Annotated in this window: 21 protein-coding genes and 1 pseudogene; 14 read left to right on the forward strand and 8 right to left on the reverse strand. The window is 74.8% G+C overall.

Annotated features, from left to right (window positions below):
* Nucleotides 1-18: 18 nt before the first annotated feature.
* Nucleotides 19-639, reverse strand: a pseudogene (gene cofC, locus A4R25_RS31820) (2-phospho-L-lactate guanylyltransferase); the annotation flags it as partial.
* A gap of 95 nt (nucleotides 640-734) precedes the next feature.
* Here cofC and A4R25_RS14260 point away from each other — a divergent pair.
* The 5 genes from A4R25_RS14260 to A4R25_RS14280 all read left to right on the forward strand — a co-directional run bounded on the left by A4R25_RS14260 (nucleotide 735) and on the right by A4R25_RS14280 (nucleotide 5709).
* A complete protein-coding gene (locus A4R25_RS14260) occupies nucleotides 735-1460 on the forward strand; it encodes a 1-acyl-sn-glycerol-3-phosphate acyltransferase (RefSeq protein ID WP_043325959.1) in 726 nt (241 codons plus the stop codon).
* Nucleotides 1457-2464: an NAD(P)H-dependent glycerol-3-phosphate dehydrogenase gene (locus tag A4R25_RS14265; RefSeq protein ID WP_030500847.1), complete on the forward strand. Its 1008-nt coding sequence runs from the start codon at nucleotides 1457-1459 to the stop codon at nucleotides 2462-2464. The genes A4R25_RS14260 and A4R25_RS14265 overlap by 4 nt, the downstream gene beginning before the upstream one ends.
* 11 nt (nucleotides 2465-2475) lie before the next feature.
* Nucleotides 2476-3594, forward strand: coding sequence for a cystathionine gamma-lyase (locus tag A4R25_RS14270; protein WP_064447017.1), 1119 nt, complete (start codon nucleotides 2476-2478; stop codon nucleotides 3592-3594).
* A 172-nt stretch (nucleotides 3595-3766) separates the two neighbouring features.
* The gene (locus tag A4R25_RS14275; RefSeq protein ID WP_064447018.1) at nucleotides 3767-4558 is read left to right on the forward strand and encodes a putative protein N(5)-glutamine methyltransferase; all 792 of its coding nucleotides are present in this window, start codon (nucleotides 3767-3769) and stop codon (nucleotides 4556-4558) included.
* An 86-nt stretch (nucleotides 4559-4644) separates the two neighbouring features.
* Nucleotides 4645-5709: an ROK family protein gene (locus A4R25_RS14280; protein WP_064447250.1), complete on the forward strand. Its 1065-nt coding sequence runs from the start codon at nucleotides 4645-4647 to the stop codon at nucleotides 5707-5709.
* Nucleotides 5710-5719: 10 nt separating this feature from the next.
* Here the strand turns inward: A4R25_RS14280 and A4R25_RS14285 are convergent, their stop codons facing one another.
* A complete protein-coding gene (locus A4R25_RS14285) occupies nucleotides 5720-5920 on the reverse strand; it encodes a DUF397 domain-containing protein (RefSeq protein WP_064447251.1) in 201 nt (66 codons plus the stop codon).
* Nucleotides 5921-5925: 5 nt separating this feature from the next.
* Entirely contained in the window at nucleotides 5926-6771 is an 846-nt protein-coding gene (locus A4R25_RS14290) for a helix-turn-helix transcriptional regulator (protein WP_043325956.1), read from the reverse strand.
* Nucleotides 6772-7049: 278 nt separating this feature from the next.
* Between A4R25_RS14290 and A4R25_RS14295 the strand changes: the two genes are divergently transcribed.
* Nucleotides 7050-7274: a hypothetical protein gene (locus tag A4R25_RS14295; RefSeq protein WP_064447019.1), complete on the forward strand. Its 225-nt coding sequence runs from the start codon at nucleotides 7050-7052 to the stop codon at nucleotides 7272-7274.
* Nucleotides 7275-7446: 172 nt separating this feature from the next.
* Nucleotides 7447-8550: a D-alanine--D-alanine ligase family protein gene (locus tag A4R25_RS14300; protein WP_043325953.1), complete on the forward strand. Its 1104-nt coding sequence runs from the start codon at nucleotides 7447-7449 to the stop codon at nucleotides 8548-8550.
* A 16-nt stretch (nucleotides 8551-8566) separates the two neighbouring features.
* On the opposite strand, the gene A4R25_RS14305 is transcribed toward A4R25_RS14300, so the two are convergent.
* Nucleotides 8567-9151: a DUF3515 family protein gene (locus A4R25_RS14305; protein WP_043325952.1), complete on the reverse strand. Its 585-nt coding sequence runs from the start codon at nucleotides 9149-9151 to the stop codon at nucleotides 8567-8569.
* Nucleotides 9152-9385, reverse strand: coding sequence for an Lrp/AsnC ligand binding domain-containing protein (locus A4R25_RS14310; protein ID WP_013284547.1), 234 nt, complete (start codon nucleotides 9383-9385; stop codon nucleotides 9152-9154).
* A 163-nt stretch (nucleotides 9386-9548) separates the two neighbouring features.
* On the opposite strand from A4R25_RS14310, the gene A4R25_RS14315 reads away from it, so the two are divergent.
* Both A4R25_RS14315 and A4R25_RS14320 read left to right on the forward strand, forming a co-directional pair.
* The gene (locus A4R25_RS14315) at nucleotides 9549-10499 is read left to right on the forward strand and encodes a thiamine-phosphate kinase (RefSeq protein WP_064447020.1); all 951 of its coding nucleotides are present in this window, start codon (nucleotides 9549-9551) and stop codon (nucleotides 10497-10499) included.
* 62 nt (nucleotides 10500-10561) lie between these two features.
* Nucleotides 10562-11029 (forward strand): GNAT family N-acetyltransferase, encoded by a 468-nt coding sequence (locus tag A4R25_RS14320; RefSeq protein WP_064447021.1) that lies wholly within the window; start codon nucleotides 10562-10564, stop codon nucleotides 11027-11029.
* Here the strand turns inward: A4R25_RS14320 and A4R25_RS14325 are convergent.
* Nucleotides 11026-12282, reverse strand: a complete 1257-nt coding sequence (locus A4R25_RS14325; RefSeq protein ID WP_064447022.1) for an ATP-grasp domain-containing protein — start codon at nucleotides 12280-12282, stop codon at nucleotides 11026-11028. The two genes, A4R25_RS14320 and A4R25_RS14325, sit on opposite strands and share 4 nt — an antisense overlap.
* Nucleotides 12283-12466: 184 nt before the next feature.
* Complete coding sequence (gene rpmB, locus A4R25_RS14330) at nucleotides 12467-12658, reverse strand: 50S ribosomal protein L28 (RefSeq protein WP_011905179.1); 192 nt, start codon at nucleotides 12656-12658, stop codon at nucleotides 12467-12469.
* Between the two features lie 210 nt (nucleotides 12659-12868).
* Here rpmB and A4R25_RS14335 point away from each other — a divergent pair, with 210 nt between their 5' ends.
* The 3 genes from A4R25_RS14335 to A4R25_RS14345 are packed head-to-tail and all read left to right on the forward strand — an operon-like array spanning nucleotide 12869 to nucleotide 17676.
* Nucleotides 12869-14482, forward strand: coding sequence for a DAK2 domain-containing protein (locus A4R25_RS14335; RefSeq protein WP_064447023.1), 1614 nt, complete (start codon nucleotides 12869-12871; stop codon nucleotides 14480-14482).
* Nucleotides 14479-16680: an ATP-dependent DNA helicase RecG gene (gene recG / locus A4R25_RS14340; protein WP_064447024.1), complete on the forward strand. Its 2202-nt coding sequence runs from the start codon at nucleotides 14479-14481 to the stop codon at nucleotides 16678-16680. The genes A4R25_RS14335 and recG overlap by 4 nt, the downstream gene beginning before the upstream one ends.
* A gap of 60 nt (nucleotides 16681-16740) precedes the next feature.
* Nucleotides 16741-17676: a serine hydrolase gene (locus A4R25_RS14345; protein WP_064447025.1), complete on the forward strand. Its 936-nt coding sequence runs from the start codon at nucleotides 16741-16743 to the stop codon at nucleotides 17674-17676.
* An 83-nt stretch (nucleotides 17677-17759) separates the two neighbouring features.
* Here the strand turns inward: A4R25_RS14345 and A4R25_RS14350 are convergent, their stop codons facing one another.
* Nucleotides 17760-18698: a hypothetical protein gene (locus A4R25_RS14350; protein WP_064447026.1), complete on the reverse strand. Its 939-nt coding sequence runs from the start codon at nucleotides 18696-18698 to the stop codon at nucleotides 17760-17762.
* Between the two features lie 249 nt (nucleotides 18699-18947).
* On the opposite strand from A4R25_RS14350, the gene rsmD reads away from it, so the two are divergent.
* Entirely contained in the window at nucleotides 18948-19511 is a 564-nt protein-coding gene (gene rsmD, locus A4R25_RS14355; RefSeq protein WP_064447027.1) for a 16S rRNA (guanine(966)-N(2))-methyltransferase RsmD, read from the forward strand.
* Nucleotides 19508-19984 (forward strand): pantetheine-phosphate adenylyltransferase, encoded by a 477-nt coding sequence (gene coaD / locus A4R25_RS14360; protein ID WP_043325944.1) that lies wholly within the window; start codon nucleotides 19508-19510, stop codon nucleotides 19982-19984. Before rsmD ends, coaD begins: the two co-directional genes overlap by 4 nt.
* Nucleotides 19985-20040 lie beyond the last annotated feature (56 nt).

Consider the following 20040-nt stretch of genomic DNA (forward strand, 5'->3'; position numbering starts at 1 on the left):
AGCACCGTACCGGACTTCGGCCCCGGCCAGCAGCGCCGCCGTGCGTGGCCCCAGACCCAGCCCGGCGGCGGCGGCCAGGTCCGCCGGGGTGTCCACGTCCCGGCGCAGGCTGGGCCAGTCACCGGCCAGCGGCAGCGCCCCGCTCGCCGCGTGGGCGGCGGCCGAGCCGGGCCCGAACCGCGGCGCCAGCGGCACCCCGGCCGGCGCGGCCAGCAGCACGGTGCCACCGCCGGGTGCGTCCGCGACGTACCCGCGTACCCCCTGGGTGGCACGCAGCGCGGCGGCCAGCTCGGCCGGTCGCAGCGCGGGCAGGTCGGCGGTCAGGCCGGCCACGGCGGCGCGCGGCCCGGCGACGGCCGCGCCGTGCCGGAACGCCGCGTTCAGCCCGGCGCCCGGATCGGCGGCGACCCGGGCGCCCGCCGCGTCCGCCGCCGCGCGCACCCGCGCGTCGTCGGTCACCACGAGCACCCCGGCGACCGCCGGGCACGCCCGCGCCGCGCGCAGCGTGTCGGCCGCCAGGGCCAGCGCCAGCTCCTCATGGGGTACGCCGGACAGCGCGCCCCGCAGCCGGCTCTTCGCCGCTTGCAGGCGCTTCACCGGCATCACCACGGTCCAGCGGGCCTCAGACACGCCGACCATCCTGCCAGCGGGAGCGCCGGTACCCGCACTGGCCGCAGCGGGGGCGAACAGGCATGATTCTGTGCCGGGGCGCGTGGGCGGATCGAGGAGGCACTGTGGCACGGCGGAGGCTGGGGTTCTGGCGACGGCTCGCCGTGGTGCTGGTGAAGCCGCTGATGACGGTCTGGACCCGGCGCACCTGGCGGGGCATGGAGCACCTGCGCGGCGACGGCGGCGTGATCCTCGTGCCGAACCACATCTCGCACGCCGACCCGCTCGTGGTCGCCCACTACATCTACGACGCCGGGCGCTGGCCGCGTTTCCTCGGCAAGGCCAGCGTGTTCCGGGTGCCGGTGGTCGGCGCGATCCTGCACCGCTGCCAGCAGATCCCTGTCGAACGGGGCACCGTCGAGGCGGTCAAGTCGCTGGACAAGCTGGTCGCCGCGCTGGCCGAGGGGGGCGCCGTGGTGATCTACCCGGAGGGCACCACCACCCGGGAGCCGGACCTGTGGCCGATGAAGGGCAAGACCGGCGCGGCCCGGCTGGCGCTCGCGACCGGCGCCCCGGTGGTCCCGATCGCCATGGTCGGCCCGGAGCGGATGTTCGACCCGCGTACGGCGCGGTTCGGGCTGCGCCCGCGTACCCCGGTGACGGTGGTCGCCGGCCCGCCGGTGGACCTGAGCCCCTGGGCCGGCGCCACGCCGACCCGGCCGATCCTGGAGGAGATGACGGACACCATCATGCTGCGCATCCGGGATCTGGTCGCGGAGATCCGTGGCGGCACACCACCGCCGCTCTGGCAGCGGCCCGCCCGCACCGGCATCCGGGAGGCCGGCGAATGAGCGGGCACGTGGCGGTGCTGGGCGCCGGGTCCTGGGGGACCGCGTTCGCCAAGATCCTCGCCGACGCCGGGCGGGACGTCACAGTGCTGGCCCGCCGCGCCGCCGTGGCCGAGGCGATCCGGACCGGCCGGGAGAACCCGGAGTACCTGCCGGGCGTGCGCCTGCCGGAGCGGGTGACCGCCACCGGCGACGCCGCCGAGGCGATCGAGGGCGCCGAGGTGGTGGTGCTCTCGGTGCCGTCGCAGACGCTGCGCGGCAACCTCGCCGACTGGACGCCGTACGTGGCGCCGGACGCCACGCTCGTGTCGCTGATGAAGGGCATCGAGCTGGGCACCACCAAGCGGATGAGCCAGGTGATCATGGAGACCGCCGGGGTGCCCGCCGACCGGGTGGTGGTCGTCTCCGGGCCCAACCTGGCCCCGGAGATCGCCGCCGAGCAGCCGGCCGCGACGGTGGTCGCCGGCACCGACAGCCGGCGTACCGCGCTGGTGCAGGCGTCCATCCGGACCCCGTACTTCCGCCCGTACACGAACGACGACGTGATCGGCTGCGAGCTGGGCGGCGCGGTGAAGAACGTGATCGCGCTGGCGTACGGCATCGCCACCGCGATGGGCTTCGGCGACAACACCCGGGCCATGCTGATGACCCGGGGGCTGGCCGAGACCGCCCGGCTGGGCGTGGCGCTCGGCGCCGACCCGATCACGTTCGCCGGGCTGGCCGGCATGGGCGACCTGGTCGCCTCCTGCTCGTCCCCGATGGCCCGTAACCGCACCTTCGGCGAGCACCTCGGCCGGGGGGAGTCGCTGGAGCAGGCCCAGGCGGCCACCCGGCAGACCGCCGAGGGCGTCAAGAGCTGCCTGGCCATCCGCGACCTGGCCCGCGCGCACGGGGTCGAGATGCCGATCACCGAGCAGATCGAGCGGATCTGCCACGAGGGGATGGACCCGCGCCTCGCGGTGGACGCGCTGATGAGCCGTACCGCCAAGCCTGAGTCGTACGAGTGAGCGGAGCCGGGATGAGTGGCGAGAACTGGGGCGACGGCACGCGCAGCGTCCACGCCGGACTGCCGGAGGCGGTACCCGGGCAGCCGTTCCTGCCCGGCCCGGTCTTCGCCGCGCCGTACCACCTCGACCCGGAGCGCGGCCCGTCGGCGGCGGCGGACGGGTACGGGCGGCCGGACAACCCGACCCGGCGACTGCTGGAGACGGCGATCGGCGAGCTGGAGGGCGCCGACTGCCGCGTCTTCGCCAGCGGCCAGGCCGCCATCACCGGGCTGCTGCTGACGGTGCTGCGACCCGGCGACACCGTGCTGCTGCCCGCCGACGGCTACTACTCGGTGCGCTCGTTCGCCTCGGGCACGCTGGAACAGCTCGGCGTACGCGTGGTGCTGGTGCCGACGGCCGGGCCGTACCCGTCGTTCGACGGCGTGCGGCTGGTGCTGCTGGAGACCCCGGCGAACCCCGGCCTGGACGTCGTCGACGTGCGGGCGGTGGCCGCCGCCGCGCACGCCGCCGGGGCGCTGGTGGCGGTGGACAACACCACCGCGACGCCGCTCGGGCAGCGCCCGCTGGACCTCGGCGCGGACGTGGTGGTCGCCTCCGGCACCAAGGCGCTGACCGGCCACTCGGATCTGCTGCTGGGCTATCTGGCCACCCGCGACGCCGGGCTGCGGGACGCGGCGACCACCTGGCGCAACGCCACCGGTGGGGTGCCCGGCGCGTTCGACTGCTGGCTGGCCCACCGGTCGCTGGCCACGCTCGACCTGCGGCTGGCCCGGCAGACCGCCAACGCGCGGGCGCTGGCCGACCTGCTCGCGGCCCGGCCGGACGTGACCGGGGTGCGCTGGCCCGGACGGCCGGACGACCCGGCGTACCCGGTCGCGTCGGCACAGATGCGGCGCGTGCCGGGCGTGGTCTCGTTCGACCTGGGTGACGAGGGCCGGGTGGCCCGGTTCCTCGGCGCCTCCCGGCTGGTGGCCGCCGCCACCTCGTTCGGCGGGCTGCACAGCACCGCCGACCGGCGCGCCCAGTGGGGCGACGCCACGCCGCCCGGCTTCGTGCGGTTCTCCTGCGGCATCGAGGACACCGCCGATCTGCTCGCCGACGTGGCGGCCGCGCTGGACGCGGCGGGCTGACGGCGCGACGTCCGCTGGGCTATCGTGACGGGCAGCCACGGCCCGTGCGGCCCCGACCCGAGGAGGTGAGTCCGATCCCCCAGCAGAGGACCGGCGTTCCCTCCGAGTCCGCGTCGCCCAGGAGCTGAGGCGACGCCGGGAGCGCCGACGAGCGCTTCCCGAAAGGCCTGCCATGGCATCCACCGTGTTCACTCCCGATCGTCCGGCCCTCGTCCGCCGGCTGCGCGCCGCCGGTTGCGTCTTCGCCGAGGACGAGGCGGACCTGCTGATCGCCGCCGCCGACTCGGCGCAGACGTTGACCCGGCTGGTCGACCGTCGCGTCGCCGGCCTGCCGCTGGAACATCTGCTCGGCTGGGCCGAGTTCTGCGGTCGGCGGATCGCCGTCCACCCGGGTGTGTTCGTGCCGCGCGGCCGGACCGCCCTGCTCGTCGACGCCGCGACGGCGCTGGCCGGGCCGGCCCCCGCGGTGCTCGACCTGTGCTGCGGCTCCGGCGCCGCCGCCGTGGTGCTGCACGAGCGGCTGACGCCGCGCTGGCTGGCCGCCGCCGACATCGACCCGGTGGCGGTGGCCTGCGCCCGGCGCAACCTCGAACCGCTGGGCGTCCCGGTCTACGAGGGCGACCTGTTCGACGCGCTGCCGGCCGGCCGGCGCAGGACGCTGGACCTGGTGGTGGCGAACGCGCCGTACGTGCCGACCGCCGCGGTGACCTCGCTGCCAGCCGAGGCGCGCCTGTACGAGGCGCCGGTGGCGCTGGACGGCGGCACGGACGGCCTGGCCGTGCTGCGCCGGGTCGCCTCCGGCGCGGCCGAGTGGCTCGCCCCGGGCGGGCATGTGGTGGTCGAGGTGAGCGTCGCGCAGGCCCCGGAGTTGTGCGCCGTGTTCACCGCCGCCGGGCTGGAGCCGGCGGTGGTCCGCGACGAGGAACGCGAGGCGACAGCGGTGACCGCCCGCCGTCCCGGCTGACCGCGGTGGGGGAGTCCCGCCGGGGGCGTGGCGGGTGGGCCGGACGGGAACTAGCCTCGGGTCAAGCGCGGCGGGAGGCGGTGGCGGTGGGCAGCGCAGGTGTGCCGGTGGTGGTGGGGCTGGACAACGGGGGCACGAGCGACAACGCCACTGTGCTGACCGTCGACGGCCGGTTCCTGGTGGACGGGCTGCTGGAGATCCCGAGTGACGTGGGCGCCGGGCCGGAGGCGGCGGTGGAGGCGCTGGCGCGGGCGTTCGACGGCGTGCTCGCCCACACCGGCGTGCCCCGTGACCTGGTACGCGCGGTCGGGCTGGACACGCCCGGCCCGGCCAGCGCCACCGGGGTCATCTCCTCGCGGGGCTCCACCAACTTCTCCCAGCCGGCCTGGCGCGGCTTCGACGTGCGTACCGCGCTGGAGCGGCGCCTCGGCCTGCCGGTGGTGTACGCCAACGACGGCAACGCCGCCGCGCTCTACGCCCACCATGTGCACTTCGGCGCGGACGCGATGGCCCGGTCCTCGGTGGCCGCGATCGTCGGCACCGGGCTCGGCGGGGGTGTGGTGGAGTCCGGGCGGGTGGTCGGCGGCGCGGCCGGCATGGCCGGCGAGTTCGGGCACGTGCACATCCCGCTGGACGGCCTGGTCGAGCCGGACCAGACGGCGCCGGTCTGCGCGTGCGGCTTCACCGGTGACGCGGAGAGCGTCGCCTCGCTGACCGCGATCCGGCGCAACCTGCTGCCGTACTGGCTGGCCCGGCATCCGGAGCATCCGCTGGCCGCGGAGGAGCCGGACCGGGCCGCGAAGCTGCTGCGCGGCTACGGCGAGCGGGGCGACCCGCTGGCCCGCCAGGTGTTCGGCCAGCAGGCGCGGGCGCTGGGGCGGCTGTTCACCATCGCGGCCAACTTCACCGACCCGCACGCGTACTTCGTCGGCGGGGGCGTGGTGGAGGCGGCGCCGGAGTTCCGGGACTGGTTCCTCGCCGCTGTCGCCGAGCACACGGTGCTCCGTGCGGAGCAGCGGGCGGTGGCCACCTTCGCCCTGGTGCCGGACCGGGACATGGCCGGGGCGCGTGGGGTGGCCATCGCCGCGCTGGAGGCGGTGCGCGCCGCCGCCGTGGCCGCGCCGCTGCGGCCGGGCGGCGCGTCCGCCTGAGGAGCCGCGGTCAGGGGCGCGGCGGCGCCGCGGTGAACGCGGCCCAGGCGTGCGGCCGGAACACCAGCACCGGGCCGGCCGGGTCCTTGGAGTCGCGGACCGCCACCGAGCCGGGCAGCGGCGCCATCTCCACGCATGCGCCCTCGTCGCCGCTGTGACTGCTCTTGCGCCAGCCGGCCGGTGTCGGGTGCGGACGGTTCGTGCCGTTCATCTGGGTCACCTCTCGTTCAGCAGGCGGAGCAGCTGGTCCCGACTGGCCGCCGGGCTCAGCGCCACGGTCCGCAGGTGCTCCATGATCTTGGTGCAGGTACGCAGGTCGCCCGGCCGGTCGAGGATCATCTGCCCGGCGACGGTCTCCACCGAGGCGATGATCGGGTCCTCCGGGTCGGCGAACTCCAGCATGTGCAGCGAGCCCCGGGTGCCGCGGTGGTAACCGGCGGCCAGGGGGATCACCTGCACCGTGATGTTCGGCAGTTCGGCCATCTTCACCAGGTGCTGGAGCTGGGCGGACATGACCGAGGGCCCACCGACCGGGCGCAGCAGCGCGCCCTCGTCGATGATGGCGTCGAGGATCGGCGGCTCGTCCCCGGAGAGCCGCTGCTGGCGGTCCAGCCGTAGCTGCACCCGCTGCTCGACCTGCTCGTCGCTGAGGGTGTGCGGGCCGCCGCGCATCACGCCGCGGATGTAGTCGGCGGTCTGCAGCAGACCGGGCACCACCGACGGCTCGAAGTTCGCGATGCCGGTGGCCTCGGCCTCCAGCGCGATGAAGTCGATGGTGCGGCGGTCCAGCAGGTACGAGTAGGACACCCACCAGCCGGGCTTGCGGGCGTCCTTCGCGAGCTCCACGGCCGCGGCGATCTCGTCCGGGCCCACGCCGTAGCTGGTCAGCAACGCGCGCACGGTGGCGGGACTGATCAGCGTCTGCGCGTTCTCGTAGCGGGACAGCGTGCTCCGGGTGCTGTTGATCTCGTCGGCCGCGGACTCCAGGGTGAGGCCGGCGGCCTCCCGGTGGGTCCGCAGTGCGATGCCGAGCCGTCGGGCCCGGGCGGTCTTCGGCGCCATGCATCGATGGTCGCACATCTGGTGGGAAAATGTGCGTGAGAGAAAGTCGATGAGAGTTGCATTCACGCCCGTGAACCTGTCAATCTGTGACGGCGTCCTCACCGCCGGTTGTCGTGGCGACGGTGGCGGTGAGCGACCGGAGGGGATGGGGCGCGCGGTGGTCGGATTTCTACTCCCCCACGATTCGGCCGCCGCGTGCCCCTGCCGGTCCACGAGATGGGGAGGGATTCCGCGATGACGGTGACGGCCTGCCGCCTGCGGAGCGGAGGTGGCCGGGAATGACCCGGTTCCTCGTGGTCCTCACCGACGTGCGACCCCCGGACGGCGCCGGGCGCGACGAGCGGACCAGCCCCGAACGCCGACGGCAGGTCGTCGGCGCGAGCAGCCGGGAGGCGGCCGACCGGATCGCCGGCGCGTTCATGGCGCTGGGCATGGTGCGGGCCGGCCGGCAGCGCGTCAAGGTGATCGCGGTCGGCCGCCGGCCCCGGCACCCGGTCTTCTGAGCCACGGCCACCCTTGTATCGTTACTCCCTGTATATGTCACCTTGACCGTTTGCCACGCGGCTCCGCGTCTCCCCGGGTATCGACCACCCCCGCCGACAACGCACAGTAAGGTCAATCGGGTGAGCGCCACCGGCGAGCACGGCCAGCCGCAGTCGCGACGATGAGGTGACCATGACCACCCCAGGCAAGACCCGTGTGGCGATCGTCTTCGGTGGCCGCAGCCCCGAGCACGGCATCTCCTGCGTCAGCGCCGGCAGCGTGCTGGCCGCGCTCGACCCGGACGAGTTCGAGGTGGTGCCGGTCGGCATCACCCGGCAGGGCCAGTGGGTGCTCGCCGACGGCGAACCGAGCCGGCTCGCCATCACCGACCGGAAACTCCCGGAGATCACCGCCGGGTCCGGCGCCGAGCTGGTGCTGCGCGCCGACCCGGCCGCGGGCGGCCTGATGGTGCTCGACCCGGCCCAGGGGCCGGTCGCGCTCGCCGACGTGGACGTGGTGTTCCCGGTGCTCCACGGCGCGTACGGCGAGGACGGCACGATCCAGGGAATGCTGGAGATGGCCGACATCCCCTACGTCGGCGCGAACGTGTTCGCCTCCGCCGCGGCCATGGACAAGGAGTTCACCAAGAAGCTCTGCGCCGCCGAGGGCATCCCGGTCGGCCCGTACGCGGTGCTGCGCGCCGGGATGTCGCTGAGCGAGGAGGACAAGGAGCGCCTCGGGCTGCCCGTCTTCGTCAAGCCGTCCCGGGCCGGCTCCTCGTTCGGCATCACCAAGGTCGACGACTGGGCGGACCTGGACGCCGCGCTCGTCACCGCCCGGGAGATCGACAGCAAGGTGCTCGTCGAGGGCGCCGTGGTCGGCCGCGAGATCGAGTGCGGTGTGCTGGAGGGCGAGGCCGGCGGCGCGCCGGAGGCCTCGGTGCTCGCCGAGGTGCGGATGATCGGCGACCGCGACTGGTACGACTTCGAGGCCAAGTACATCTTCGCCGACGAGGTCTGCGAGTACGACGTACCGGCCGACCTGCCCGAGCCGGTCGCGCGGCAGGTGCGCGACTACGCCACCCGGGCCTTCACCGCGCTCGACTGCTCCGGCCTGGCCCGGGTCGACTTCTTCGTGACCCCGCAGATGGACGTCTACCTCAACGAGATCAACACGATGCCGGGCTTCACCCCGACGTCGATGTTCCCGCGGATGTGGTCGGCCAGCGGGCTGGAGTACCCGAAGCTGGTCAACCGGCTGATCCGTACCGCCCTGCACCGCCGCGCCGGCCGCTGAACCGGCCGGCCGGGCGTCAGGCGGAGCAGCCCGAGGGGGCCTGCTTCGCCGAGGGCACGGAGCTGACGATGGTGTCGGAGATCGTCGTCACCCACTGCAGCGGCGGCTCGTACGACTTCGGCACCCGCACCCGGATCGGCGTCTCCCGGTCGACGGTGGTCAGCACCGTGGCGTCGGCCTCCTCGGCCGCGTGCCAGCAGACCTTGTTCACCGTCCACACCTCGTCGGTGGGCGGGAACTGCGCCGGGCTGCCGCCGCAGGCCACCGTCAGCGCCGGGTCGCCGTACGCGGCGTTCTGCTCCGGGCCCGCGGTGACCGGACGCTGCGGCAGGTCACGCACGCTGTCCGGAAGCTGCGACATCAGGGCACGGCAGAGTACGGTCGGGCGCTCGGCCAGCGCCGGGGCGGCCATCTCGACCGGCGCGCTCGACTGTGCCCGGGGGCTCGCCGACGCGCTCGGCCCGGCGTCCGGCGACTCCGGGGCCAGCTTGGCGAACGTGAACCCGGCCACCGCCACCGTCACCGGCACGGCGACCAGAGTCGCCCAGAGCGCGGCGCGGCGGGTGGAGCGGTCCGGGCGCGGGGAAGTCTTCTCGTCCACTTACAGCCGCACCACCGAACACGTGAGGGTGCGGGTGATGCCGGGTACCATCTGCACCTTGCTGACAATGAGTTTGCCGAGCTCGTCGACGGTGTTCGCCTCGGTGAGCACCACCACGTCGTACGGCCCGGTGACGGCGTCGACCCGTACCACGCCGGCCAGGTCCGCGATCAGACCGGCCACGTCACGCGCCCGGCCGACCTCGGTCTGGATGAGGATGTACGCCTGTACCACGACTCGACCTCCGTCCGTCGCCTCCGGGCGACCCGAAGGGTGAAACTACCGTACTGAGCGGCAGTGATCCCTATCGGTTGCCGGTCGTACGCGGTGAGCGAGCACACGCCGGCGCGGACAGGGGTGGAACGTGCGCAACGACGCAGCGGATCGAGGGGACGGCATGACGGTCACGGATGTCGGCGAGTTCGGGCTGATCGACCGGGTGACCGCCCGGCTGGCACAGGGACAGAGCTGCCTGCTCGGCCCGGGCGACGACGGCGCGGTGGTGGCGGCGCCGGACCGGCGGGTGGTCGCATCGACCGACGTGCTGGTGGAGGGACGGCACTTCCGGCGCGACTGGTCGGCGGCGCGGGACGTGGGACACCGCGCGGCGGCGGCCAACCTCGCCGACATCGCGGCCATGGGCGCCACCCCGACCGCGCTGCTCGTCGCGCTCTGCATGCCGGCCGAGCTGGACCCGGCCTGGGCCGAGGAGCTGGCCGACGGGCTGGGCGCGGAGGCGGCGCTCGTCGGCGCGAGCGTGGTCGGCGGGGACATGTCGGCCAGCCCGACGCTCACCATCGCGGTGACCGCGCTCGGCGACCTGGCCGGGCGACCACCGGTGGTCCGCTCCGGCGCCGGGCCCGGCGACGTGGTGGCGCTGGCCGGGCGCACCGGCTGGGCGGCGGCGGGCTACACCGTGCTGTCCCGGGGCTTCCGCACGCCCCGGCTGCTGGTCGAGGCGTTCCGCCGCCCGGAGGTGCCGTACGCGGCCGGACCGGCCGCCGCCGCGGCGGGCGCCACCGCCATGATCGACGTGTCGGACGGCCTGCTGGCCGACCTCGGGCACGTGGCCGCCGCCAGCGGCGTGGCCGTCGACCTGCGCCGGGAGGCGTTCGAGGTGCCCCGGCAGATGCGCGACGCGGCGGCGGCGCTCGGCGTCGACCCGTACACCTGGATCCTGGCCGGCGGCGACGACCACGCCCTGGCGGCGACGTTCCCGCCCGACGCCGCGCTGCCCGACGGCTGGCGGCCGGTCGGGCGGGTGGCGGCCGGCGCCGGCGTCACCGTCGACGGCGCCGGGTACGACGGCCCGCGCGGCTGGGACCACTTCCGCCGAACGGCGGAGTGATCTGCGTCCGACCCCCGGCCGCCCGGCCGGGCGGGGGTCGGAGGCGGTCGTAACCTGGCACGGTGAGCGAGATCGAGATCCGGGAGCGGCGCTTCGACGCGCCCGAGTCGCAGGCGCTGATCCGGGCGGCGCTGGCCGACCTCGGCGCCCGTTACGGCGGCAGCGGCGACGACACCCCTGTCGACGCGGCCGAGTTCACCCCGCCGGACGGCGCGTTCCTCGTCGCCTACCTCGACGGGCGTCCGGTGGGCTGCGGCGGCTGGCGCAGCCACGGCGCGGACGGCGACACGGCCGAGTTGAAGCGGATGTACACCGACCCGGCGGCCCGGGGCCGGGGCGTGGCCCGTGCGGTGCTCGGCGCGGTCGAGCGCTCCGCCCGTGACCACGGCCGCAAACGGATCGTGCTGGAGTGCGGCGACAAACAGCCCGAGGCGATCGCCATGTACACCTCGTCCGGCTACGAGCGGATCCCGAACTTCGGCTACTACAAGGACGCCCCGGGCTGCCTGTCCTACGGCCGCACGCTCTAGCCGACGGTGATGCGGATCTCGTCCGCGGCGCGGCGTGCGGCACTGGCCGCCTCGTCCGGGGTCGCGCCCCAGGCCATCAGGTGCCCGCTGCGGTGCGCCGAGGAGAGCAGTTCCGGCACGGTCTGACCGACCTTCGTCTCGACCTGCACGTCGAGCACGCCCGGCACGCGCAGCGCGTCGCGCTTGCCGTCGACGGCGGTGACCTGTCCGGGCGGCGCGATCAGGAACTCGATGGCCGCCGCGCCGGTCGGCCGCGCCGGCAACGCCGGCCGTTCGCCGCGCAGCACCCGCAGGTACGCCTCGATGACGTCGCGCTCGTAGGCGATCGAGATCAGCGCGGTGATCATGTCGCCGGGCATCCGGGCCGCGCACTCCACCAGCGTCGGCACGCCGTCGACGAGGATCCACTCGCTGTGCAGCATGCCGCTGCGGAAGCCGGCCGCCTCGGCGAGGCGTACCGCGGCGGCGCGCAGCGCGTCGTGCTCGGTGGCGGGCAGCGCGGACGGCACGGTGTGGCCGGTCTCGACCGGGTACCGGCCACCGGCGATCCGCTTGTCGGTGACGTTAGCGAAGATCACCTCGCCGTCGGCGACCAGCAGCTCGACGCTGTGCTCGGAGCCGACCAGCAGCTCCTCCACCAGCACGCCGGTGGGCAGGCCGCGCTCGGTGGCCTCGGCCGGGTCCGGCGGCGCGGCGCTCGCCGCCCAGCGGGCGGGCACCTCGGCCGGGTCGGTGATCAGCTGCACGCCCAGGCTGCCGGAACGGCGGGTGGGCTTGAGCACGCACCGGCCGCCGTGCGCCCGCGCGAACTCCACCGCCCGCGCCGGGTCGTCGACCAGCTCGTAGACGGGGTTGGCCAGTCCGATCCGGTCGGCGAGCAGCCGCATCCGGTGCTTGTCGGAGAAGATGTCAGCGGCCTCCGCCCCGGCGCCGGGCAACCCGAGCCGTTCGGCGAGCCGGGCGGCGGCGCCGACCGCGTACTCCAGGCCGGGCAGGACCAGCCGGGCGTCGGCCAGGGCGGGCTCGCGGGCGAGCAGGGCGTCGGCGTCGAAGCCGGTCTGGTACTCGGCCTCGACCAGTCGCCCGATCATCGGCAGCCGCTCGGCGAACCGGGCCAGGTCGCGGCGGGCGATCACGTCCGGCTCCTCGACCAGTACCACGGTGCCGGCCGGCAGTTGCTGGTCGAACCAGCTCAGTGAGCCGAACGACGCGCCCACCACCACCAGTTGCTCGCGACCCAGATCGAGGTCCACCGGTCACCCTCCCCACGGCTCGCGCCGGAACCGGACGGCCGGCGCAGCAGCACCCTAACCGGCCCGTACCAGCCGGTCGCCGTACGGTCGGTCAGGTGTGCGGCGCGGGTCGGTGGATACGACAGAAGCCGGCGGATCCCGAGGGATCCGCCGGCGACCGACGATGTTCGGTGGCGCTACCGCGTCAGGCGCGGGTGACCTTGCCGGCCTTGATGCACGAGGTGCAGACCTTCAACTTCTTGGTGTTGCCGCCACCGGCCGGGGTGCGCACCGACTGGATGTTCGGGTTCCAGCGGCGGTTGGTCCGCCGGTGCGAGTGGGACACGTTGTGGCCGAAGCCCGGCCCCTTGCCACAGACGTCGCACACGCTAGCCACGGGATACTCCTGGGATTGAAACGTTCATGAGGTCGCCGCCAGGCGCTGCCCGGGCAACCTGGTCAGGTTACCCGATGACAGTCGGTACGCCCAACCGGCCCTTTCGCGAGCCCACCCAGCGTACCGGCGACCCGGCCGGGCCGGCGGGCGGGGCGGACACGCGGCGGACGACCCCGGCGCGTGTCGGTGCGCGCCAGTAGGCTTCCCGACGTGCTGGAGACCCTCGACGCCGCAGCGGTGCGCCGCTGGTGCGCGAGCGGGCTGGCCGCCCTCCGGCGGCACCAGGGCGAGATCGACGAGCTGAACGTCTACCCGGTGCCCGACGGCGACACCGGCACCAACCTGGTCCTCACGCTGACCTCGGCCCAGCAGGCCCTGGCCATGGACCTCGGCACCCTCCCCGACGACGGGCACACCCCGCACGGGCACGCGCTGCGGCTGATGGCCCGGGGCGCGCTGCTCGGGGCGCGCGGCAACTCCGGGGTGATCGTCTCGCAGATCCTGCGCGGCCTCGCCGACACGCTCGCCGCCGCTCCCGCAGTGGGCGGGCGGCAGCTCGCCGACGCGCTGGCCGACGCCACCACAGCCGCCTACGCCGCGGTCGCCCGGCCGGTCGAGGGCACCCTGCTCAGCGTGGTCGCCGCGGCGGCCCACGCGGCCCGTCTCGCGGACAGCGACGACCTGCGCACAGTGGCCCGGGCCGCGGCCGAGGCGGCGGCGCACGCGCTGGCGCGTACCCCCGAGCAGTTGCCGGAGCTGGCCCGCGCGGGCGTGGTCGACGCCGGTGGGCGCGGCCTGTGTCTGCTGCTTGACGCGCTGGTCGAGGTGGTCACGGGGGAGAGCCCGGCGCAGGCGGCGCCCGCGCCGCCCACCCGCCGTCCGCCGGCCACGGCCGTGCGGGAGAGCGGCTCCGACGTGTACGCCTACGAGGTGCAGTACCTGCTCGACGCGGACGACGAGGCCGTGGCCCGGCTGCGCGCCGAGTTGGCAGTGCTCGGCGACTCGCTGGCGATCGTCGGCGACGGCGCCGGCACCTGGAACGTGCACGTGCACGTCAACGACGTCGGGGCGGCGATCGAGGCGGGCGTGGTCGCCGGCCGGCCGCACCGCATCGGCGTGACCCGCTTCGCCGACCAGACCGCCCCGGCGCCCGCGCCGCAGGTGGCGCGCCCGGACGGCCGGGCCGCCGTGGTGGTGGCCACCGGCGCGGGCATCGCCGAGCTGTTCGCCGCCGAGGGCGCCGTGGTGGTGCCGGCCAACCCGTCCACCGGTGAGCTGCTGAACGCGATCCGGGCCACCGGCGCCGCCCGGGTGGTGGTGCTGCCGAACGACCCGAACACGCAGTCGGTGGCGAGCGCGGCCGCGAAGGAGGCGTACGGCCTCGGCGTCAAGGTGAGCGTGGTGCCCACCCGTTCCCCGGTGCAGGCGCTCGCGGCGCTCGCAGTACGCGATCCGAAGCGGCGCTTCGAGGACGACGTGATCGCGATGGCCGAGGCGGCCGGCGCCTGCCGGTACGCCGAGGTGTGCCACGCCGCCCGGGAGGCGCTCACCGTCGCCGGCCCGGCCCGCGCGGGTGACGTGCTGGCGCTGGTCGAGGGCGAGGTGCACCTGATCGGGCAGGATCTGACCGACACCTGCATCGCGGTGGTGGACCGGATGCTCGGCGGTGGCGGTGAGCTGGTCACGCTGCTGTGCGGCGCGGATGCGCCGGCCGGGCTGGCCGACCGGGTCCGTGAGCATGTCGAGCGGGCCTGGCCGTTCGTCGAGGTGCAGGCGTACGAGGGCGGGCAGCCGCACTATCCGCTCCTGGTGGGGGTCGAATGACGAGCGAGGCGGCCACTGTGGACACGCCGCTGAAGAAGCTGGTCGGCGAGCGCACCGCGAAGGCGTTGGCCGGGCATCTCGACCTGCACACCGCGGGCGACCTGATCTACCACTTCCCGCGCCGGTACGACGAGCGCGGCGAGCACACCGACATCCGCTCGCTCGACGTGGGGGAGCAGGTCACAGTGCTCGCCCAGGTGCAGCGCACCGCCGTGCGCCCGATGCGCCAGCGGCGCGGCAACCTGCTGGAGGTCACCGTCGGCGACGGCTCCGGCGGCGTGCTCACCTGCACGTTCTTCGGCAACCAGGCGTGGCGGGAGCGGGAGCTGCGGCCCGGCCGGTGGGGGTTGTTCGCCGGCAAGGTGACCGAGTTCCGGGGCAAGCGGCAGCTCAACGGCCCGGAGTACGTCCTGCTGGGCGAGGGCGGCGAGGGCGAGGCGGCGGCGAACGAGGAGGTCGAGGAGTTCGCCGGTGCCCTGATCCCGGTCTATCCGGCCGCGGCGGCGGTACCGACCTGGGTGATCGCCCGCTGCGTGCGCGTCGTGCTGGACACGTTCACCCCGCCGGACGACCCGCTGCCGGCCACCGTGCGGGCGACCCGCAACCTGGCCGACATCGGCACCGCGCTGCGCGAGATCCACCGTCCGACCAGCAAGGAGGCGCTCTACCGGGCGCGTCGGCGGCTCAAGTGGGACGAGGCGTTCGCCGTGCAGCTCACGCTGGTGCAGCGCAAGCACCGGGCCGCGGCGTGGCCGGCGCGGGCCCGGCCGGCGAAGGCGGGCGGCCTGCTCGACGCGTTCGACGCCCGGCTGCCGTACGAGCTGACCTCCGGCCAGCAGGTCGTCGGGCGGGAGATCGCCGCCGACCTGGCCGCCGCGCACCCGATGCACCGGCTGCTGCAGGGCGAGGTGGGCTCCGGCAAGACCGTGGTGGCGCTGCGCGCCATGCTCCAGGTCGTCGACGCCGGTGGGCAGGCCGCGCTGCTCGCGCCGACCGAGGTGCTCGCCGCCCAGCACCACCGGGGCATCCTCGACCTGCTCGGCCCGCTCGCCCGGGCCGGTGAGCTGGGCGCCGCCGAGGACGCCACCCGGGTGGAGCTGGTCACCGGCTCGCTCGGCGCGGCGGCCCGGCGCCGGGCGCTGGCCGAGGTGGCCGAGGGGCGGGCCGGCATCGTGCTCGGCACGCACGCGCTGCTCTACGAGGGCGTCGACTTCCACGACCTGGGCCTGGTGGTGGTGGACGAGCAGCACCGCTTCGGCGTGGAGCAGCGCGACGCGCTGCGCGCCAAGGCCGACCAGCCGCCGCACGTGCTGGTGATGACGGCCACCCCGATTCCGCGCACGGTGGCCATGACCGTCTACGGCGATCTGGAGACCTCCACGCTGTCCCAGCTTCCGCAGGGCCGCTCGCCGATCGCCTCGCACGTCGTACCGGCCGCCGAGAAGCCCGCGTTCCTCGACCGGGCCTGGCGCCGGCTGCGCGAGGAGGTCGCGAAGGGCCACCAGGCGTACGTGGTGTGCCCGCGCATCGGTGAGGGACCGGTGTCGGACGAGGAGGCGCCGCGGGAGGACGACAACGGCCGGCGCCCGCCGCTGGCGGTGACCGAGGTGGCCCCGCTGCTGGCCGAGGGGCCCCTGCACGGGCTGCGGATCGGGGTGCTGCACGGGCGGCTGCCCGCCGACGAGAAGGACGCGGTGATGCGCGCGTTCGCCGACGGCGAGCTGGACGTGCTGGTCGCGACCACAGTGGTCGAGGTCGGCGTGAACGTGCCGAATGCGACGGTGATGATCGTGCTGGACGCCGACCGCTTCGGCGTCTCCCAGCTGCACCAGTTGCGGGGCCGGGTCGGCCGGGGCTCGGCCGCCGGTCTGTGCCTGCTGGTCACCGAGGCGGTCGAGGGCTCGTCGGCGCGGGAACGGCTGGACGCGGTCGCCTCCACCACCGACGGGTTCAAGCTGGCCGAACTCGACCTGGAACAGCGCCGCGAGGGCGACGTGCTCGGCGCGACCCAGTCCGGCCGGCGCTCGCACCTGCGGCTGCTGTCGCTCAGACGCGACGCCGAGCTGATCCGCGACGCGCGGGCCGAGGCGATCGAACTGGTCGAGGAGGACCCGGACCTGACCCGGCATCCGGCGCTCGCGGCCTCGGTGGCCGCGCTCGTCGACGAGGAGCGCGCCGAATACCTGGAGAAGGGCTGACGGCGGGCCGGTGCGGTCGCGGGGCAGCGGCACGCCCGTGGCGTGCCTAGGCTCGCGCAGATGTCGACACCATCACCCGAACGCGGCGTGCTGCTTCTGGCCCGAGGTGACGAGCTCCTGGTGGACCGGGTCGCCGGGGTCGCCGACGAGGCGTCCGGCCGGCGCTGCACCCCGGCGACCCGATTCCAGATCGCCTCGATCAGCAAGCAGATGGCGGCAGTGGCGGTGCTGCTGCTCGCCGAGCGGGGCGCGGTGAGCCTGTCCGACCCGGTGGTACGCCGGCTGCCCGGCACGCCGCCGCCGCAGTGGTCCGGCATCACGCTGCACCACCTGCTCACCCATACCTCGGGGCTCGGCCACTGGGAGGAGTACCCGGCGATCGACCTGCACGGGCCGGCCGAACCGGACGAGCTGCTCGACCGGTTCGCCGCGCTGCCGCCACTGTTCCCGCCCGGCGCCGGGTGGCACTACAGCAGTCCCGGCTACGTGCTGCTGGCCCGGACCGTCGAGCAGGTGGCCGACCGGCCGTACGCCGAGTTCCTCGCCGGGGAGGTCTTCGCGCCGCTGGGCATGACCGGCAGCTTCGCCGGTTCCGGCGAGGGGCGGCCGGACGTGGCGACCGGGCACGAGGGCGGCCGGGCGGTGCCGTCCTGGGACCTCGCGACGGTGAGCATGGGCGCTGGTGACGTCTGGTGCACCGGGGCGGACCTGCTCACCTGGCTCGACGTACCGCGCCGGGGGCGGCTGCTCGCCAGGGCCTCGGTGGCGGCGATGACCGCGCCGCACGCGCCCACCGGACGGCCCGACGAGGCGTACGGCTACGGGTTCTTCGTCGGCCCGCTGGCCGGCCGGCGGGCGCTGCACCACTCCGGGGACAACGGTGGCTACAAGGCGTTCGCCGCCTGGCTGCCCGACTCCGACGAGCGGCTCGTCCTGCTGACCAACCAGGCCGAGGTCGACCCGGTCGCGGTCACGTCGGTGCTCGACGCGGTCTGACCGCCCGCGCGCCCTGTACCGGACCCGCGGCAGGCACGGCGAGGGCGCGCCGACCGGGTGGTCGACGCGCCCTCGGGTGCGGATCAGGCGGTGAAGCGGATCCGGCGGCGACGGGTCACCACGAACAGCACCGCGCCGGCGGTGAGCAGCAGCGCGGCGCCGCCGACGATGGCGCCGGCGGCCGGGCCGGTGACGGGCAGGCCGCCACCCTGGCCGGAGCAGTCGTCCGGCTGGGTGTACGGGATGGTCTCGGCGTCCTCGACCACGTCGTACTTCACGGTGACCTTGAGACCCGGGTAGGCGTCGAACTCGACCGAGCTGGTCTTGCCCGGCTCGGACGCGAGCGTCCTGGTGACGCCCTTCTCGGTGGTCAGCGTGGCGGTGAACGGCGCGCCCTGGGCCGGGTTCTCCACGACGAACGTCATCGAGTCGCAGTCCTGGTCCAGCTTGAAGATCGGCTCCGCCGGCGGGGCGGACGGCGACGGCGGGGTGGACGGGCTCGGCGGGAGGGACGCCGACGGCGTCGGGGTCGGCGAGGCCGGCGTGCTCGGCGTGGGCGTGGGACTCGGCGGCGTGCTGGGCGACGGCGACGGGCTCGGCGTCACGCAGTCGCGGGCCGGGCGGGCCGTCACGGTCCGCTCGCCCTCGTGCGACTTGCGGCCCCGGTCCCAGTGCGCCCCGACGGTCAGCTTCAGCTCCGGAATCGCGCCGGCGAACGTGTGGGTCTGGGTGCCGGTGAGCGTGCCCTTGCCGGCCGGCTTCAGCTCGGCGCCGACCGCCAGGTCCCCGCTGACCGGGCCGGGCACTGTGGACACGAGCTTGGTGATGCGGCCGGAGATGTCGGTCTCACTGCTGGTCACGGACCAGGTGACGGTGACCGCGCCGTTCGGGGTGGCGCAGTAGCTGCCGGACGGCTCGGGGTGGTGGGCGGCGGCCGGGCCGGCGACGGTGGCGACGCCCGCGAGGCCGAGCAGCGTGCCGGCGGTGAGGGCGGCGGCACGCCGGAGGTGGAGACGATTCACGCCTGCTCCTGACGAGGGGGAGGATGGGAGAGACCGGGCGGAGGGGCCGGAGCCGCGCGTCCGTCCGGCAATCGGGCCAGACCCTAGCGAGATCGACAGTGCGGGCGTTACCGAGATCGACGGGTCGTAAAGGGTCCGTTATGAATCCGAGATCATTGATGTACGTCGAGTCACCCGGCGTCACCTCGGGTGCTCGATCCACCTCGGCGCGCGGGTCGCGTAGCGTCGGGGCATGCGCAGGGAGCGACGGTGACCCGGATCGTGGCCGGCACGCTCGGCGGGCGGCGGATCGCCGCGCCGCCCGGCGCCGGCACCCGGCCCACCTCCGACCGGGTCCGGGAGGCGCTGTTCAGCGCCGTGCACTCGCACGTCGACCTGGACGGGGCACGTTTCGCCGACCTGTACGCCGGTTCCGGCGCGGTCGGCCTGGAGGCGCTGTCCCGGGGCGCCGCGCACGTGCTGCTCGTCGAGTCCGACGCGCGTGCCGCCCGGGTGATCCGGGACAACATCGCCGCGCTCCGGGCCGCTCCCGCCGCGCGTCTGGTCACCGGCAAGGTCGCCACCGTGCTGGCCGCCGGTCCGGCCGACGGCCCGTACGACGTGGTCTTCGCCGATCCGCCGTACGCGGTGCCGGACGCCGAGATCACCGCGATGCTGGCGGCGCTGGTCGACGGCGGCTGGCTCGCCCCGGACGCCCTGGTGATCGTCGAGCGGTCCAGCCGTTCCGGATCGGTCACGTGGGTGGAAGGTGTCACTCCGGAGCGCAGCAGACGTTACGGCGAGACCACTCTTTGGTACGGTCGCCGATCATGAGACGTGCGGTCTGCCCGGGCTCGTTCGACCCGGTCACCAACGGTCACCTCGACATCATCGGCCGGGCGAGCCGGCTGTTCGACGAGGTGATCGTCGGGGTGCTGGTCAACCAGTCGAAGCAGGGCCTGTTCACGGTCGAGGAGCGGATCGACATGCTCCACGAGGTCACCGCCTCGTACGACAACGTCCGGGTCGAGTCGTTCCGCGGTCTGCTCGTCGACTTCTGCCGGGCGCAGCAGGCGAGTGTGCTGATCAAGGGCCTGCGGGCGGTGAGCGACTTCGACTACGAGCTGCAGATGGCCCAGATGAACATCGGCCTGGCCGGCGTGGAGACGTTGTTCATGCCGACCAACCCGCTCTACTCGTTCATCTCGTCCAGCCTGATCAAGGACGTGGCGAAGTGGGGCGGCGACGTCTCCGCCCACGTCCCCGACCTGGTCCGGGAGCAGCTGGCCACCCGCCTCCGCCCCTGACCCTCCGCCGGGGGTGGGCGACGCGCCGGGTGGGGCGGGTGGGGCGTGGGTGGCTC

This window comes from Micromonospora sp. NBRC 110037 (genome assembly GCF_001652995.1).
GTDB lineage: Bacteria > Actinomycetota > Actinomycetes > Mycobacteriales > Micromonosporaceae > Micromonospora > Micromonospora chalcea.